The 17921-nt window shown below is 61.1% G+C and carries 14 protein-coding genes; 2 read left to right on the top strand and 12 right to left on the bottom strand.

The window, feature by feature from the left end:
• Window positions 1-180 precede the first annotated feature (180 nt).
• Window positions 181-1083: a LysR substrate-binding domain-containing protein gene (locus tag PSH64_RS20330; RefSeq protein ID WP_305478406.1), complete on the bottom strand. Its 903-nt coding sequence runs from the start codon at window positions 1081-1083 to the stop codon at window positions 181-183.
• 158 nt (window positions 1084-1241) lie between these two features.
• On the opposite strand from PSH64_RS20330, the gene PSH64_RS20325 reads away from it, so the two are divergent.
• Together PSH64_RS20325 and PSH64_RS20320 are read left to right on the top strand one after the other, a co-directional pair.
• Window positions 1242-4304 carry an FAD-binding and (Fe-S)-binding domain-containing protein gene (locus PSH64_RS20325; RefSeq protein ID WP_305478405.1) on the top strand — a complete coding sequence of 1021 codons (3063 nt, stop codon included), beginning with the start codon at window positions 1242-1244 and terminating at the stop codon, window positions 4302-4304.
• 142 nt (window positions 4305-4446) lie between these two features.
• Window positions 4447-5454 carry an Ldh family oxidoreductase gene (locus tag PSH64_RS20320; RefSeq protein WP_305478404.1) on the top strand — a complete coding sequence of 336 codons (1008 nt, stop codon included), beginning with the start codon at window positions 4447-4449 and terminating at the stop codon, window positions 5452-5454.
• A 255-nt stretch (window positions 5455-5709) separates the two neighbouring features.
• On the opposite strand, the gene PSH64_RS20315 is transcribed toward PSH64_RS20320, so the two are convergent.
• The 11 genes from PSH64_RS20315 to PSH64_RS20265 form a co-directional block, all read right to left on the bottom strand.
• Window positions 5710-7290: an aldehyde dehydrogenase (NADP(+)) gene (locus PSH64_RS20315; protein WP_305478403.1), complete on the bottom strand. Its 1581-nt coding sequence runs from the start codon at window positions 7288-7290 to the stop codon at window positions 5710-5712.
• 217 nt (window positions 7291-7507) lie between these two features.
• Complete coding sequence (abaF, locus tag PSH64_RS20310; RefSeq protein ID WP_305478401.1) at window positions 7508-8896, bottom strand: fosfomycin efflux MFS transporter AbaF; 1389 nt, start codon at window positions 8894-8896, stop codon at window positions 7508-7510.
• A 71-nt stretch (window positions 8897-8967) separates the two neighbouring features.
• Window positions 8968-9885 carry a dihydrodipicolinate synthase family protein gene (locus tag PSH64_RS20305; RefSeq protein WP_018928306.1) on the bottom strand — a complete coding sequence of 306 codons (918 nt, stop codon included), beginning with the start codon at window positions 9883-9885 and terminating at the stop codon, window positions 8968-8970.
• 114 nt (window positions 9886-9999) lie between these two features.
• A complete protein-coding gene (locus PSH64_RS20300) occupies window positions 10000-11028 on the bottom strand; it encodes a proline racemase family protein (protein WP_305478400.1) in 1029 nt (342 codons plus the stop codon).
• Window positions 11029-11154: 126 nt separating this feature from the next.
• Entirely contained in the window at window positions 11155-11877 is a 723-nt protein-coding gene (locus tag PSH64_RS20295) for an amino acid ABC transporter ATP-binding protein (RefSeq protein WP_064616854.1), read from the bottom strand.
• The gene (locus tag PSH64_RS20290) at window positions 11870-12520 is read right to left on the bottom strand and encodes an amino acid ABC transporter permease (RefSeq protein ID WP_305478396.1); all 651 of its coding nucleotides are present in this window, start codon (window positions 12518-12520) and stop codon (window positions 11870-11872) included. Before PSH64_RS20290 ends, PSH64_RS20295 begins: the two co-directional genes overlap by 8 nt.
• Window positions 12521-12530: 10 nt before the next feature.
• The gene (locus PSH64_RS20285) at window positions 12531-13196 is read right to left on the bottom strand and encodes an amino acid ABC transporter permease (RefSeq protein WP_018928302.1); all 666 of its coding nucleotides are present in this window, start codon (window positions 13194-13196) and stop codon (window positions 12531-12533) included.
• Complete coding sequence (locus tag PSH64_RS20280) at window positions 13189-14967, bottom strand: aconitase family protein (RefSeq protein ID WP_305478394.1); 1779 nt, start codon at window positions 14965-14967, stop codon at window positions 13189-13191. The genes PSH64_RS20285 and PSH64_RS20280 overlap by 8 nt, the downstream gene beginning before the upstream one ends.
• Before the next feature lie 10 nt (window positions 14968-14977).
• Window positions 14978-15796 (bottom strand): transporter substrate-binding domain-containing protein, encoded by an 819-nt coding sequence (locus PSH64_RS20275; protein ID WP_305478392.1) that lies wholly within the window; start codon window positions 15794-15796, stop codon window positions 14978-14980.
• Between the two features lie 427 nt (window positions 15797-16223).
• Entirely contained in the window at window positions 16224-16583 is a 360-nt protein-coding gene (locus tag PSH64_RS20270; RefSeq protein ID WP_305411822.1) for a DUF6124 family protein, read from the bottom strand.
• A gap of 539 nt (window positions 16584-17122) precedes the next feature.
• The gene (locus tag PSH64_RS20265; protein WP_305478390.1) at window positions 17123-17872 is read right to left on the bottom strand and encodes an AraC family transcriptional regulator; all 750 of its coding nucleotides are present in this window, start codon (window positions 17870-17872) and stop codon (window positions 17123-17125) included.
• Between the last annotated feature and the right edge of the window lie 49 nt (window positions 17873-17921).

Genomic DNA, 17921 nt, shown 5'->3' with positions numbered 1-17921 from the left:
TGGAATTGTGAGCCGGGGTAGCTTCCCCTGGCACTTCGACTTTAATTCCCGGCCGTTGGTGATGCTTGAGCACAACGGCCAGAGTTGACTGAGAGCGCCATGACGCAGGAAGCGCGAGATGCCTCATCGCTTGTCGCTGGTGTTACGTCGGTTTTTGGCCCAGCGCGGCAGGGCCCCGGCTCATTTGTCTGGAAACGGAAGCGATAGAAGCCAGGTGCTGAAGGCATTCAGGGAGGGTAGGTGCTGGTAGCGGGTCGCGTAGACCAGGTAGTAACTGCGGCCGCTGTCCATCGGCTCGAACAATGCAACGAGGTCGCCGCTCTTGAGTTCGTCCTGCACCAGAATTTCCGGAACCAAGCCAATCCCGATGCCCGCCGACACCGCTTGAATGAGGTGGGCGGTGAACTCGAAGCTCGGGCCGGATCTCATGTTGGTGTGATCGATGTTATGGCGATCAAACCAGTCAGACCAGGCACTTGGCCTGGATACGACGTTCAACAGGGCATGCTCGGCAACGTTCGCCGGTGACATCGAACGGTACTCGGGCAGTGCGGTGGGGCTGGCAACCACCACCAGTTTTTCCGTGAGCAACTTATGCGAAATGTAGCCCGGCCACTCCCCGGAGCCCGCGCAGATGATTGCGTTCATGTCTTGGGTTGAAGATTGAATGTCCTCGCGGATGATCCTCGAGTGTATGTGAACCAATATTGCGGGATGTTTTGCATAGAACTCATGCATCCGTGGCAGCAGCCATTTCGAACCCAGTGTCGGCAGTACCGCCAAGTTCAAGGGGCCACCGTCGTTCTTGTACGAAATGGTCTGCAATGTTGCGCTTCGAATGCGTCCCAACGCTGCCGTCAACTCGTGTTGATAAAGTGCTCCGGCAGCCGTCAGTTCAATCTTTCGGCCTTCGCGCCTGAAGAGCTGGATTTCAAGTTGGGCCTCCAGGGTTTGTACCTGCCGGCTGACCGCGCTCTGGGTCAATGCCAGTTCTTCTGCGGCTTTGGTGAAGCTGCAATGGCGCGCGGCCGCCTCAAAGGCAACCAACAGCGACATCGAAGGGGTCAGTCTTCTAGGGTTCATTCATAAAGCTCATGCAAAACCAGCAGGAATTACGTTTGTTCCAAGCGTGCATAGACGCAAGAATCACAAAAACCATATGCACCTGCTCGGGGCGCCTTGTACTGAGCATACGTAATGTGAATGCATAGATTAGCTTTTTAGCCCGTAGGAACTCCATCATGATTGCCCGGTTATCGCCTCCTGATTCCCAGAAAACGACCTATGACGCGTTTCTGAACGCGCTCCAGGGGGCGGGGTTTCAAGGAGAGATTGCCCGCGACTATGGCGACCGAACGGTATTGGCCACCGACAACTCCATTTACCAGCGTCTGCCGCAAGCGGCGGTGTTTCCTCTGGATGCGCGGGACGTGGAGATTTTGTCGCGGCTGGTCAGTCATCCAGAACACAGTGCGGTGGTGCTCACGCCCCGGGGTGGAGGCACCGGCACCAACGGGCAATCGCTCACCGAGGGCGTGGTGGTCGACCTGTCCCGCCATTTGAACAAGATCCTCGACATCAATGTTGAGGAGCGCTGGGTCAGAGTACAGAGCGGTGTGGTCAAGGATCAGCTGAATGCCGCACTCAAACCTTACGGCTTGTTCTTTGCCCCTGAACTCTCGACGTCGAATCGCGCGACCATCGGCGGCATGATCAACACCGATGCGAGTGGTCAGGGCAGCTGCACCTATGGCAAGACTCGCGATCATGTTCTCGAGCTTTCGACGGTGTTGCTTGGCGGTCATCGTCTCACCAGCTCAGCGGTCGACCCCGAGCATTTGCCCGCCCTGACCGGACGCAAGGATCGGGTGGGTGCGGTCTACAAGTGCGCAGTGGAGATCGCCGATACCCACGCTGATCTGATCGAAACCACCTTCCCCAAACTCAATCGCTGCCTGACCGGTTACGACCTGGCGCATCTGCGCGAATCAGATGGACGCTTTAACCTGAACAGCGTGCTTTGCGGCTCTGAAGGCTCGCTTGGGTTCATCGTTGAGGCAAAACTGAACGTCCTGCCCATCCCCAAATATTCGATCCTGGTTAACGTGCGTTACGCCGGATTCATGGATGCCTTGCGCGATGCCAAGGCGTTGATGGCCATGAAGCCTCTGTCGATCGAGACCGTGGATTCCAAAGTGCTGATGCTGGCGATGAACGATATCGTCTGGCACGGCGTCGCAGAGTATTTCCCTGAAAACCCTGACACACCGACCCTCGGGATCAACCTGATTGAATTCAGCGGTGATGAAGAAGAGGTCGTGCAGCAAAGCGTTCACGAATTTGTCCTGCACCTGCAGCGCGATACTTCGGTCGTGCGGTTGGGCCACACGCTGGCGATCGGCGCCGATGCGCTCAAGCGTGTTTATGCGATGCGCAAGCGAGCGGTCGGGTTGCTGGGCAACGTCAAAGGCGAGGCCAGGCCGCAGCCGTTTGTCGAAGACACCGCCGTTCCGCCGGAAAACCTCGCTGACTTCATCCAGGAGTTTCGCGCACTGCTGGATAGCCATGACCTGCAGTACGGCATGTTCGGCCACGTCGACGCCGGTGTGCTGCATGTGCGCCCGATCCTCGACATGAAAGACCCTGCCCAGGCGGCCCTGATCCGCCCGATCTCCGATGCAGTCGCGGCCCTGACGCAAAAGCATGGCGGTTTGTTGTGGGGCGAGCACGGCAAGGGCTTGCGGTCGCAGTATGTGCCGGATTACTTCGGTGATTTGTACCCTGCGCTGCAAGCACTCAAGGCCGCCTTCGATCCACACAATCAACTCAATCCAGGCAAGATCGCAACGCCGAAAACCGTGCCTGGCGCTCGACTGACACGCGTCGACGAAGTGACATTACGCGGTGACCTGGACCGGACAATCGATGAGCGTGTCTGGCAAAGCTATGACACCGCTGTGCACTGCAATGGCAATGGCGCGTGCTACAACTTCGATCCTGATGACGCCATGTGCCCCTCCTGGAAGGCGACGCGTAATCGTATCCACTCTCCCAAAGGCCGAGCATCACTGATACGTGAATGGCTGAGGTTGCAGGGCGAGCAAGGTGTTGATGTGCTGGAGGCAAGCGATCGCGTTCGTTTGTCCGCCGGGTCGCAGAGCGTTGCCCGCCGGGCCGTTAACAGCCTTGCACAAAAGCTGGGGCAGCCAGACTTTTCCCATGAAGTCTACGAAGCGATGAGCGGTTGCCTGGCCTGTAAATCATGCGCCGGCCAATGTCCGGTCAAAGTGAATGTGCCGGAGTTCCGATCGCGCTTCCTTGAGCTGTATCACAGTCGCTATCTGCGCCCGCTCAAGGACTACCTGATCGGCTCGTTGGAATACACGGTGCCTTACATCGCCAGGATGCCGCGCCTCTACAACGTCGTGATGAGTGCTCGACCGGTTCGCTGGCTGCTCGAACGAGCCGCCGGGATGGTCGATAGCCCGCTACTCAGCCTGGTGGATTTTGCAGCGGCTTGCCGACGTTGGAACGTGGAGGTGGCGACACCTCAGCGTCTGGCTGCCCTTTCAGATGAGCAGCGTGGCAAAAGCGTCATTCTCGTTCAGGATGCCTTTACTCGCTTTTTCGAAACTCCGTTGCTCGTTGACTGGGTGGAGCTGATCTCAAGGCTCGGTTACAAGGTCTACCTGGCGCCGTACGCGCCGAACGGCAAACCACTTCAGGTGCAGGGCTTCCTCAAGGCCTTTGAGAAGGCTGCCAGCTTCAATGGGCAGTCTTTGCTGAGTCTTCAGCAGTACCAGATTCCACTGGTGGGGCTCGATCCCGCGATGACTCTGGTTTATCGACAGGAGTACGCCAAGACATTGAAAGACGGCCAGGCTCCCCTCGTGTTGCTTGCGCAGGAGTGGCTGATCAATGCGCTGCTCGAGGGTGAAGTGGCGAAGGAGGGCGAGCCTTATCACTTCCTGCCGCACTGCACGGAAAAAACCAATGAACCAGGCAGCATTGGCCAATGGCAGAAGATCTTCGAACGTATGGGTCTGACGCTTCAGGTACCCGCAAGCGGCTGCTGCGGGATGTCGGGTACCTACGGACATGAGGCGCGAAACGCCAAAACGTCGGACACGATCTATGGGCAATCCTGGAAGCCGCTCATTCAAAAGTTCAACCAATCGGGGCGAGTCGTTGCCGATGGCTATTCTTGCCGCAGCCAGGTCAAGCGTCAGGAAGGCGCAACGGTGCTCCATCCCCTGCAAGTTTTATTGGCTCGGGTGATTTCCTCAGAAGCGGGTACTCAATGATTTTTACACAACCAGCAGGGAGACCCCGCCAAGGGGCCGGCCTCTGAAGGCTGTGCCCATTTCGTCACCCTCCGTGACCAAACCCATCAAGCCACAGCTCCGCGGATAGACCACCCTGACCGGTCTGTCCAAGGAGATGAGCATGATCCGACTGACCCTGATCGAAGCCCGTGAGCTGGCCGAATCGATTCTGTTGCACAACGGTTTTAATCTGCCTCATGCGCAAGCGGTGGCGGCGACCGTGATCGCCGGCGAGCGCGACGGCTGTGCCTCCCACGGTTTGTACCGGATTCTGGGCTGCGTGAATTCCCTGCGAGCCGGCAAGGTGTCGGCCGATGCCGAGCCGCGAGTGATCGACCAGGCGCCGTCGATTGTGCGGGTGGATGCCGGTGGAGGTTTTTCGCAGTTGGCGTTCCAGGCGGGTCTGCCGTTACTGGAGGAGAAAACCCGGGCCAACGGGATTGCGGCGTTGGCGATCAATCATTGTGTGCATTTCTCGGCGCTATGGGTGGAGATCGAGCAGTTGACCGCCGCCGGGCTGGTGGCGCTGGCGTGTAATCCTAGCCATGCCTGGGTGGCGCCGGCCGGGGGACGTGAGCCGGTGTTCGGCACCAATCCTATAGCCTTTGGCTGGCCGCGGGCGGGGCAGGATCCGTTTGTGTTCGACTTCGCCACCAGTGCGATTGCCCGTGGCGATATCGAGTTGCATCGGCGTGCCGGCAAGGCGATTCCCGAGGGCTGGGGCGTGGACGCCGAGGGGCGGCCGAGCACCGATGCCAGCGTGGTGCTCGACGGCGGCGCGATGCTGACGTTCGGAGGGCACAAGGGCTCGGCGCTGGCGGCGATGGTGGAGTTAATCGCCGGGCCTTTGATCGGTGACCTGACCAGCGCCGAGTCCCTGGCTTACGACGCGGGCAGCAAGTCGTCGCCGTACCATGGCGAGTTGATCATCGCGCTGGATCCGCGACGTTTTCTGGGGGTGGCCACTGAGGAGCACTTGGCCCGGGCCGAGGTGTTGTTTCAGGGGATTGAAGGGCAGGGGGCGCGCTTGCCGTCGCAACGGCGTTATGCGGCGCGGGCGCACAGTTTGGTGGAGGGCGTGCAGATTCCCGAGGCGCTGTACAACGACCTGAAAGCGCTGCTGACCTGATAACCCGCATGCCCACAGGCAATGCTGTTCACTTAAGCAATTTCAGCCGCGACGCATTCCTTGTAGCAGCTGCCGAAGGCTGCGTTCGGCTGCGAAGCAGTCGTAAAATCAGCCATTGCGGTGTATCAGGTACACCATGGCTACCGGACTCACGACTGCTGCGCAGCCGAACGCAGCCTCGCAGGCTCGACAGCTGCTACAGATCGCATTACGGCTTGAGTGAACAGCATTGCGCTCCTACAGGAGGTCGTGTTGTCAGACCGGTTCGCGGTGGCTGGCGCCATCAACCAGGCGGGCAATACCCAGCGGGTTAGCGTTTTTCAGGGCATCGGGCAGTAAGGCATCCGGGCAGTTCTGGTAGCACACCGGGCGCAGGAAACGCTCGATGGCCAGGCTGCCGACCGACGTGCCACGGGCGTCGGAGGTCGCCGGGTAAGGGCCGCCATGCACCATCGCATCGCACACTTCAACGCCGGTCGGGTAGCCATTGAACAGTACCCGGCCGACCTTTTGTTCCAGCAGCACCAGCAGATCGGCGTGCTCCTTCAGGTCCTGTGCTTCGCCAATCAACGTGGCGGTGAGTTGACCGTGCAAACTGTTTAGCGCTTGTCGCAACTCGGCCTTGTCGGCTACTTCGACGACGAGGGTGGTCGGGCCGAACACTTCTTCCTGCAACAGCGGATCACCCTTGAGCAGCAGGCTGACGTCGGCCTTGAACAGTTGCGGCCGCGCTTGATTACCGTGCTGGTCCTGGCCTGCCAGATGGCTTATCCCTGGATGGTCGACTAACGCCTGCACGCCTTTTTCGTAGCTGGCGAGGGTGCCGGCGTTGAGCATGGTTTGCGCCGGTTGTTCGGCCATCAAGGCGCTGAGCCGCGCGGTGAACGCGCTGAACTGTGGTGAGCCAATACCGATCACCAACCCCGGATTGGTACAGAACTGACCGCACCCCTGAACCACCGACGCCACCAGTTCACCGGCGATTTTTTCGCCCCGTGCGCGCAGGGCTTCAGGCAATACCAGCACCGGGTTGATGCTGCTCATTTCGGCGAACACCGGAATCGGTTGTGGCCGTGCGGCGGCCATGTCACAGAGGGCGCGACCGCCTTTGAGCGAGCCGGTGAAACCGACGGCCTGGATCGCCGGATGCTTGACCAGCGTTTCACCGACGCCCGCGCCGTAGATCATGTTGAACACGCCTTTGGGCATGTCGGTTTGCTCGGCGGCGCGGATGATTGCATCGGCCACGCATTCGGCGGTCGCCATGTGTCCGCTGTGGGCCTTGAATACTACCGGGCAACCGACGGCCAGAGCAGCCGCGGTATCACCGCCAGCGGTGGAAAAGGCTAGCGGGAAATTGCTGGCGCCGAACACGGCCACCGGCCCGACGCCGATCCGGTATTGGCGCAGGTCGACCCGTGGCAATGGCTGACGTTCGGGCAACGCGCGGTCGATGCGCGCCCCATAGAAATCGCCCCGGCGCAGCACCTGAGCGAACAGACGCATCTGGCCGCTGGTACGGCTGCGTTCGCCCTGGATGCGTGCGGTCGGCAGGGCGGTTTCGCGGGTGACCAGGGCGACGAATTCGTCATCCAGGGCATCCAGTTGCGCGGCGATGGCCTCGAGAAATTCTGCACGGCGTGTCGCCGGCAAGTTACGAAAGGCAGGGTAAGCGGCAGCGGCGGCTTGGGCTGCGGCATGCACTTCCTCGGCGGTGGCTTGCATGAACGAATAGGGCAGCGCTGCGCCGGTGTTGGCGTCATGGCTGTGCATCGCGATGTTGCCAGCGGTGCTGCGGGCACCGCCGATGTAGTTGTGGCCGATGATCTGGGGCATGGAAAAACTCCTGTTGGAATGCGAGGCCAAATGCCGTTGGTTGAGAAATGCCAGGCGTAGCGCGGCGACCCGTAGCAGCTGCCGAAGGCTGCGTTCGGCGGCGAAGCCGTCGTAAATCATGCACCGCGGTATTTCGGCCACACCGCGGTGCATGGTTTACGACCGCTACGCGCTCGAACGCAGCCTTCGGCAGCTGCTACAGGTTGCGTACTGGCGATTAAGCCAACCGGCGTGTGGCGGCCGGTTCGAGGTTATCCAGAGCAGCAATGCGCGCAGCGGATTCGGCATCCACCTGATGCAACGACTTGCCACGGGTTTCCCGGGTCAGGCCGACAGCCACGATGGAAATCAGTGCGGCGCCGACCAGGTACCAGGCGATCGGTGTCGAGCTGTGGTACTTGTTGAGCAGGGTGATGGCGATCAGCGGCGCGAGGGATCCGGCGAAGATCGGCGCCACCTGGTAGCACAGCGAAAGGGCGGTGTAGCGCACATGGGTCGGGAACATTTCGGCCATCAGCGCCGAGTAGGGCGCATAGGTCATCGACTCGATGGCCAGGCCCAGGGTGATGGCGCCGATGATCAGCCAATTGTTACCGGTGTCCATCATCGGGAAGCCGATGAAGCCCCAGAACGCAGTGAGCACCGCGCCGATCAGGTACACCGGTTTGCGGCCCACGATATCCGACAGATAGCCCATCAACGGGATCAGGAAAAAGTGCAGCAAGTGCGCGCCGAACATCAGCAACAGAATCTCTGAGGTGTCCTTGTGCACCACCAGTTTCAGGTAAGTGATCGAAAAGGTGACCACCGTGTAATAGAGGATGTTCTCGGCAAACCGCGCGCCGATCCCCACCAGCACCGCGCGCCAGTGATGACGCAGCACTTCTACCACGCCCAGTTGTTGCTGCTTGGTCTGCGCTTGCCGGGCCTGGGCCTCCTTGAAAATCGGTGCGTCATCGACGCTGGTGCGAATCCAGTAGCCGATCAGCACCACCACCGCCGAGAACCAGAACGCCACGCGCCAGCCCCAGGCGAGGAATTGTTGCTCTGACAGGTTCGATGACAACAGCAGCAGGGCGACGGTCGCCACCAGGTTGCCGGCTGGCACCCCGGCTTGCGGCCAACTGGCCCAGAAGCCTCGTCGATTGTCCGGGCAGTGCTCGGACACCAGCAGAATCGCGCCACCCCATTCACCGCCGAAGGCAAAGCCCTGGATCAGCCGCAGCAGCACCAATAACACCGGCGCGGCATAGCCGATGCTGTCGAAGCCGGGCAGGCAACCCATCAGGAACGTGGTGATGCCAACCACCACCAGGCTCAGTTGCAGCAGGCGCTTGCGGCCGAACTTGTCACCGTAGTGACCGAACACCAGACCGCCCAACGGACGGGCGAGGAAGCCGACGGCGTACAGGGCGAAGGCGGCGATGATGCCGTCGATCGGGCTGTCGGTCTGGCGGAAGAACAGCTGGCCGAAGACCAATGCCGAAGCAGTGCCATAGAGAAAGAATTCATACCACTCGGCGACAGTGCCGGCCATGGCGGCGGCCACCACGCGTTTGAGTCCCGAGGGTGTGGTTGCGCGGGAGGTGCTGTGAGGATTGGACATGCTGACGTTTCCTGTAGAGGCGCGAAAACAGGTAGCCGGGCCGGACCCGCAAGGATCCGCCCGGCAATCACTCAGAGACCGACGTCCGGCAGCTCCGGACGGTTGGCCATGGCCTTGGCCATGATCTGTTCGACGAACTCCCGATCAGCTTGCGGCAGTGCCAGGCGTGGCGGACGGGTCAGGGCGCTGCCGCGACCGGCGATGGCTTCGCAGAGTTTGATGCACTGCACCAGGTCGGCACGGGCATCGAGGTGCAGGATCGGCATCAGCCATTCGTAGATCGGCATGGCTTCGGCGAAGCGACCGGCCTTGGCCAGGCGGAAGATGGTTTCGCCTTCTTTCGGGAACACGTTCGACATGCCCGAGACCCAGCCCTCGGCACCCACCGCGATGCTTTCCAGCACCACGTCGTCGAGACCTGCGAACAGCACGAAACGGTCGCCGACTTCATTGCGCACGTCGATGAAACGGCGGGTATCGCCGGAGGAATCCTTGAAGCACACCACGTTGTCGCAGTCGGCCAGGGAAATCAGGATGTCCGGGGTGACGTCGTTTTTGTAGATCGGCGGGTTGTTGTAGACCATCAGCGGAACATCGGCGTTCTTCGCCACGTAGCGGTAGTGCTCGGCGGTCTCGAACGGCTTGGAGCCGTAAACCAGCGCTGGCATCAGCATCACGCCGTCGACACCGACCCTGCGCACCGCATTCGCCACTTTGGCCGCTTGCACGCTGGTGAATTCGGCCACGCCGCAAATCACCGGCACGCGGCCGCGAGAGGCGTCGACCGCGACTTCGGTCACGGCGATTTTTTCTTCGGCGGTCAATGAGGTGTTTTCCCCCACCGAACCACACACCACCAGGCCCGATACGCCGTCACGGATCACGTTGGAAATCACCTGGTGGGTTTTTTCCAGGTTGATGGAGAAGTCATCGTTGAATTGAGTGGTCACCGCGGGGAAGACGCCACTCCAGTTAATGCGCTTGCTCATTGTTGCCTCCGGTTCGTTTATTGTATTTCGTATACGATATTTTAAATGCCGATGCTCGGCCAGTGGTTTTTTCAATCAATCCGGGTTTTTTATAGCCGTTGGTCTGGGGGAGTTTCAGGCGCCGGGCCAGGTGTCTGACAGGCGATAGCCCTGTGGCCACGGGTCGCTGGGGTCGAGCAGCAATTGGTGGGTGCCGGTGATCCAGGCCCGGCCGGAAATGCACGGGTAGATCGCCGGGCGGCCGGCCACTTCGGTCATCGAATCGATGCGGCAATGGAATTCGGAACCGAGGATCGAACGGCCGATAAAGCGCTCGCCGACCTGCATCAATCCCTTGGCCTGCAACACCGCCATACGCGCCGAACAACCAGTGCCGGTGGGCGAGCGGTCGATCTTGCCGGGTTGAATCACCACCGCGTTGGCCCCGGTGGCAATGCCGTTTTCAACCACGATGGGCGCGGCAATCTGGCAGAAGGAAATATGCGACCACTCGGGGTTCAGCGGATGGACGAAGCCCAGTTGTTCATTGGCCGCGCGGGTGATTTTCAACCCGACCTCGACCAGCTCGGCCGCCTCGTCAGGGCGGCTGGCAAAGCCCAGGCGTTTGGCGTCGGCGATGACAAAACTGTCGCCACCGTACGCGGTGTCGACCTGCAAGGAGCCCAGGCCTTCGACTTCGATCCAGGCGTCGAGGCGGTCCGCGAAGGAGGGCACGTTCTTGATTTCTACCCGTTCGACCTTGCCATCACGGCAGTCGGCCACGGCTTCGATCAAACCGCCGGGGGCTTCGAGCACCAGTCGGGTTTGCGGTTCGGTCATTGGCAAGATGCCGCTGTCGAGCAGCACCGTGGCCACGCACAGCGAGTTGGAGCCGGACATCGGGGGCGTGTCCGCCGGTTCCATGATGATCCAGGCCATCTGCGCCCGAGGGTCCTTGGCCGGCACCAGCAGGTTGACGTGGCGGAACACGCCGCCGCGAGGTTCGTTGAGGACGAAATTGCGCAAGGTTTCATCCTTGGCGATCCAGCGTGACTGTTCCCACACGGTGGCGCCCGGTGGTGGTGCGACACCGCCGACGATCACGTCGCCGACTTCGCCTTCGGCATGACAGCTGACTACATGAATGACTTTCGATGAGCGCATTGCCTGCTCCTTGTTTTGTCTGTTCGGGCCCTTTCGCGGGCAAGCCCGCTCCCACATTTAACCGAGCTCTGTCAGAAAAAATGCGATCCCATGTGGGAGCGGGCTTGCCCGCGAAGGGGCCATCCGTTATTTCACCGATTTCAGAAACGCCGCCGTTTCCGCATGTATCGGATTGCCAATCACCTGATCCGGCGAGCCGATCTCGTGCACCAGGCCATTGCGAAAGAACGCCACACGGTCGGACACATCCCGGGCAAAGCGGATTTCGTGGGTCACCAGCACCATGGTCATGCCGTCTTCGGCGAGCATGCGCATGGTGTCCAGCACCTCGCCGACCAGTTGCGGGTCGAGGGCCGAGGTGGCTTCGTCGAACAGCATGTAGTCCGGCGACATGGCCAGGGCGCGGGCGATCGCCATGCGTTGCTGCTGGCCTCCGGACAACTTGCCGGGAAAGGTCTTGAGTTTGTCGCCAAGGCCCACGTGGGTCAGTTGCTGCACCGCCAGCGCCTCGGCGTCGCACTTGCTTTTGCCCAAGACCTTGCGCGGCGCCAGCATCACGTTTTCCAGCACGGTCAGGTGCGGGAAGGCATTCCATTGCTGGAACACGATGCCGATTTTCTGCCGCAGGCGGTTGAGGTCGGTGGCGCTGTGATGGACCTCGACGCCATCGACCCGGATGTTGCCTTTCTGGATCGGCTCCAGGCCGTTGATGCACATCAGCAGGGTCGATTTGCCGGAGCCCGAGCCGCCGATGATCGACACCACTTCGCCCTTGTCCACCGTCAGGCTGACACCCTTGACCACGGCCAGATCGCCGAAGGATTTATGTACGTTGTCGATCTCAATCATTTTCTTGCCACCTTCTTTCCAGACGAGCGCCCAGGCGTGCAACCACCAGGCTCATGACGTAATAGATAAGGCCCGCGACGCACAGCACCAGCAGCGGTTCCTGAATGCGGGTGACGATGGTTTGCGAGGCGCGCAGCAGTTCGACAATGCCGATCCACATCACCAGCGCGGTGTCTTTCATCACCCCGAGCACCAGGTTCAGCCAGCCGGGGAAGGCCACGCGGGTGGCCATTGGCAGGACGATCCAGCGCAGGTCCTGCATAAAACTCAGGCCCAGCGAACGACTGGCCCGCCGCAAGGTGAACGGCACCGACAGCACGCCGCTGCGCACGATCTCGGTGAAGTACGCGGCGGTGTAGACCCCCAGCACAATGCAGCCGACGCTGAAGGCGCTGAGGTTCAAGCCGACGATGCTTTTGAGTGAGTTGAACAGCACGAACTGGATCAACAGCGGCACGCTGCGAAACACGTCCAGCACCCAGGCCAGGGGCAGGCTGGCGCGTGGCAACAGCGCCCGCAGCAGGCCAAACAACAGCCCGGCGACGGAGCCGAGGATGATCGACCAGAACGTCAGTTGCAGGGTGACCCAAGCGCCATCGAGCAGGAACAGCAGGTCATTCCAGGAAAAACTGGTGGAAAACATGGTCAAGCCCTCAGTAACGGAACAACCGCCAGGCCATCAGCCGGGCTGACGCGACGATCGCCTTGGCAATCAGGTAATACAGCGCCGCGGCGATGGCGAAGTATTCGAAGGTGCGGAACGTTTTGACGTTGTAGTCCTGGGTCACCCCGGTCAGGTCATTGTTCAGCCCGACGATCACCCCCAGCGATGTCATCAGCACCGCCCAGACCATCTGATTGGTCAGCGGGTAGAAGACGATCCGCAGCAGCTGCGGGACGATGATCATGCGGTAGGCCTGGAAGGCACTCATGCCCAGCGAACGCGCGGCGCGCACTTGCGTGTCCGGTACGGCCTTGAGGCCGCCGCGAAAGTTCTCCGCCAGATACCCGGCATTGTTGAAGGTGATGCCGGCGAGCAGGGCGAACCATGAGCTGACGTGCAAGCCCAGCGAGCCGAGGCCGAAGTAGAGGACGTAGATCTGGAACAGCGACGGGGTGTTGCGCGCGATCGATACCCAGCCGTTGCCGATACCGCGCAGCAGCGGGGTTTTGCTTTCGCGCATCACCGTCAGGGCCAGGGCGATCAGCACGCCGAAGATCATCGACAACGCGGCGGTCTCGAAAGTGACCCAGGCGCCGGCGAGCATGTCCGGCAGGGCGCGCAGGGTGGCGCGCCATTGGAAGGTGTAATCAAACATGCGCGAGCGTCTCCTGAGGGGTGGCAATGTTCAGCCAGGCCGGCAGACGACCGCTGGCCGTGGCACTGCAAGCGGTATCGACGCATTCAGCCAGGCTGGCGAAATGCACCTTGCGACCCACCAGGCCGGGTGCGTAATGGGCGTATTTGCCAGAGTTGGTCATCAAGGTTGTTGCACCCGGCGGGATCACCGGTTCGCCGAGCATGCACCAGCAGGTATCGGTGACCAGGGTCGCGCCGAAGGCTTCGATCACGGCGATATGCCCGGCTTCGCGAGCCTGCTCCAGCACGGCGCGGCCGCAGGTAATGGCGAGGACCACGTCGGGGTGTTTGCGTCGACCGAGGCACAATCGCGCCAGGTGAGCGAACTCGCTGAGAGAGAAATGCGGGTTACCCAGCGAGACCACATCCACCCGGCTGTCGCGGGCACTGTTGAGTTCGCGCCAGCTGATCAATAGATCCTTCAGGCGGATTGTTTCCACGGGCAGGGCTACATCTCCCTCCAGCACCTGCGCCGGGTCGATAGCTTCCGGGGTGATCCCGGCGATATGGAACAAAGGGGCGGCGGAGGTGGTGGCAAACGCCGCGCCGAACGCCTTGAGGTCGTCCAGGCTCGGCTTGCGGTTTTCCAACCCTCGCACCAGTGGAATCCTGCTGCCCGCCAGCGCGCCGATGTGGTAACCGAGCAACGGGTAGAAGGCATCGTCCAGTTCCCCCAGGGCGGGCACCTCGACCTGCAGTCGGGCCTTGCGTTGCGCGTCCAGGTGGCAGCCGATCAACGGGGCGCGGCCGGTCAGGGCGATGCAGATGTCCAGGTAGTCCGGGTACTTCAGGGTGCGTGCCCCCAGCACGCTGTTGGCGTAGACCACCGCGTTGGATTCGGCCCAGACGATCTGCTCGCCCGCCTTCGGCGCGCTGTCGAGCAGGTAGGGTGCGCAGGTGAAACTGAGTTGCGCACCCATCGCCATATAGGCATCGCCCAAGGCACTGGCCGGTTCGCCGAGCGCCGGGTCGATGCCCAATTCGCGCCAGCGGCGCTGGTCCACGGAAATCGAATTGAGGGTGGTGGGCACCCGCACGTTGGCGCCCCATTGCACCAGTTGCTCGGCAAAGCGCAGGCTCGCAGGTCCGGTGTAGATGCAGCCGTCGATGTGCGCCTGGGTGACATCCACCAGGCAGCGGGCACCTTGCAGTTCGGCCATGCGCAGAACAATCTGCATGGCCACTTGTGCAGCCTTGCCATGCTGGCCGTCGAGCAGCGCCCGGTCGTGTTCGGTGAGTTCGATCGGGGCACTTGGGTCTTGCGTTTGCAACGGGCTGTCGAATGCCTGCCAGGCATCGTCCGGCAGGTGCTCGAACAGGCTCAGCGTTGTGTCCTCGACCCGAGCGAAGGCCTTGCCGCGCAACGCGGCAAAGGCCTCCCGGCCGATACACAGCACCGGCAGGGAACGCTCGAAAATGGTCTGTGCCACGAGCACGCCCAGGGTCAGGATCTCATCGGGCTCGGCCAGCACCAGTGCGGCCGGTGCGTGACCGTTGCTGATCAGTTCCATCAACACGCTACTGCCGGTGCACGAACCGCGACCGCTGGGAATGGCCAGCACGCGGCCGGCCAGGTATTCGCCGCTGAGCGGATGGTGACGGTCAATGATCTCACCACTAAACGGATCGACCCCGCCCCAGAAACTCAACCCGATATCGGCGAACAGCAGGGCGCCCTCGGCGGCGCCCGCGACCAGGCTGCGACCGGTCAGAGAAGTGGGCCTAGGCATGCCGGACACCTCAGTAGTAAACCTGTGGCACGGTCAGGTTGGTCGGCGAAATTTCAGTGCCGACCCATTTGACGAACAGCTCCTTGTAACGACCGGTGCGCACCTGCTGGTTGACGAACAGGTTGAGGTAATTGAGCAGGCCATACTCGTTGCGCTTGGCGCCGAGGGAGACGTAGTCGATCACGTACGGCGCGTTACCGGCGACCTTCAGGTTTTTGTATTTGCCCGACTTGAGCGTGGCGGCGGCCACGGTATTGGTGACCACGGTGGCATCGATGTGGCCCTGGGCGACGGCCAGCAGGGTGTCGTTCTGCGACTGATAGGCGCGGAAGGTGCCGGTGCCCCAGTTCTTCACGTCTTTCTCCAGGGCGATGGCTTCATAGGTGCCACTGGTGTTGCCCACGGGTTTGCCCTTGAGGTCATCGAAGCTGTTGATGCCGGTGTCGTCGCGGGTCAGCACCACCATCTGGAAGGCAAAGTAGGGCACCGTCAGGCCAACGGTCTTGGCCCGTTCGAGGGTGTCGGAGGTGGAGGCGACGATCACATCGGCCCGCCCGGAGACCAGTGCCGGAATGCGGTCCGGGAACGGCGTCTCGACCACTTCGGCCTCGACCCCGAGAATTTTCGCCAGGTCATGGCAATAGTCCACATCAAAACCGGCCGGGTTGTTACCGGCATCGCGGAAACCCATGGGCGGGAAGTCCAGGGTCACGGCGCAGCGCAGCTTGCCCGAACCGATGATGTCGTCGAGCTTGTCGGCCTGGGCGGTGGCAATGAAGGAGGTACTGAGAACAGCGCTGAGGGCTACGGCAAATGCGGGGTTTTTCATAGAGGCCTCGTTGATGTGAAGTACTGTTGGATATCGTATTGGGGATTTCGTATACGATATTAAATATAGCAATCAACGTGCCCGTTTCCAGGCCGAGGCGTGAATTTGTTGGCAGGCCTTGGTGTAGAGGTGTTGCGGTGCGTCAGGGGATGTTGTGAGGGGCGGGGGCCGCAATGGCGGGTGTTACAGATGGGAGCAATGGTTGTGTGGGGCGCCCCTTAAAGGAACATCGGCGCCCTGCGATCAACCCGTGCTCTGACACACCTCATGTGGCGAGGGGGCTTGCCCCCGTTCGGCTGCGAAGCAGTCGTAAAACCGGTGTATGCGGAGTACCTGAAAACCTGCGGTTGCAGATTTTGGGGTCGCTTCGCAACCCAACGGGGGCAAGCCCCCTCGCCACAACAAGCCCCTTTGCCACAGATTCTGGCTAGCCCTGCGGATCGAGGTTATCCAGCACTCGATTCACCGCCAATTCACCGAGCATGACCACCGATTGAATCCCCAACATCACATTGCGATGTGGCATGTCCATCAACCCGGCGAACTCACTGAGCATCATGCTCGCTGACGCCAGGGATTCGCAGGCGTTGACCAGCAGGGTTTCGTTATCGACCTTGGGGCCGACGTGGTAAATGGTGCTGGGTTTGCGCTGGGTGTCTTTGGGGATGGGTGGTTTGAGGTAGTGGTCGAGGGCGCGGTCGGCGGCTTCGTGGAGTTTTTTGGAATCGAGGGATTCGTAGGGGGAAACGTCGTCGGGTGCTGGTGGATTGGGTGTTGGTTTGAACATAGATGGAACTCCATATGTGATTAGAGGAGCCATCACTCTCGCTACCAAACGAAGAGGTGGTGGCCATACGAAGGTTGGTAGACCGGCCCACATGGAAAAACCGGCGTGCCCGAGGGCACCCTGCGCATGGCCACCATAAAAACAAATGCTGAAAGCACCTGCATAAGGTGAAGCTATGCGATGTGGACGGCGGGCTACCAAACCCGATCGCTGTTTTTTTCAGCGACAGGGAAACGATATAGCCCGGGCCACAGGCGCACTAGCCGGCGGATTCTGGCGTAGTCGTAGGCAGAGGAGCAAGGATGTGTAGCCTGGATGAGTGTCTGGAAGTGTCGTTTAAACAGTGCTTGTTTAGTGGTCTGACATTGAGCCTTGTGGTGGTTGTACTGGCCTCTTCGCGAGCAAGCCCGCTCCCACACTGGATCTCAGGCGTACACAAATAATGTGTTCACTGAAGATCCCTGTGGGAGCGGGCTTGCTCGCGAAGAGGCCCGAAAGAACGCCCTCAACCCCCCAAATCAAACCACCGGAAAATGAGTCTAGCGCTGAGTATCGCGATACTGACTCGGTGACAGACCGGTCAACGCGCGAAACTGTCGGCTGAACGCACTGTGGTCGGTATAACCGCAGCGCAGGGCGATCTCGGTGATCGGCAACTCGCTGTGCAACAACAACCGCGAACCTTCTTCCAGGCGCGCCTTGTTGATCATCTGCCGTGGGGTGAGCTGGAACACCCGTTTGCAGTGACGCTCCAGTTGCGCCACGGAATAACCGGCGATGGCAGTCAGTTCGGCGAGGCTGACGGGGCGGGCGAAGTGGCTGCGGATGTGCGCGTCCACGGCGGCGAGTTTCTGGAACGCGGGGTGATTGGACTGTGGCGATTGCAGGTCGCGGGAGATCCCGGCCAGGCCCACGATGTGACCCTGTTCATCCTTCAAGGCGAGTTTGTGGGTCAGGCACCAGATCGGCTGGTTGCCGTAATACAGGTGCAGCTCCAGTTGGTCGGCCATCTCGCGACCGCTGGACAGCACCCGCCGATCCTGTTCGGTGTACAGCGGGCCGAAGCGTTCCGGGAAGACCATCTCGGCGGTGAGCCCCAGCAGATCCTCGCGATGTTTGAAACCACAACGCCGGGCCAGGGTCTGGTTGACGAAGGCGTAGCGGGCTTCGCGGTCCTTGATGAAAAACACCACGTCCGCCAGGGTGTCGAGCAGCGGCGCAATCGGCTGCAGGCTGTTCAACAGCGTGGGCAGGTCGCAGGGTTTGAAGGTGCTGAGCGAGGGATACATGGCGCTGGGGTCTGAGGGCGACCCCGGGATCATAGAGGCTCGGCAGCGT

Source organism: Pseudomonas sp. FP1742 (genome assembly GCF_030687145.1).
GTDB lineage: Bacteria > Pseudomonadota > Gammaproteobacteria > Pseudomonadales > Pseudomonadaceae > Aquipseudomonas > Aquipseudomonas frederiksbergensis_D.
This window is presented reverse-complemented; position numbering and strand designations above follow the sequence as displayed.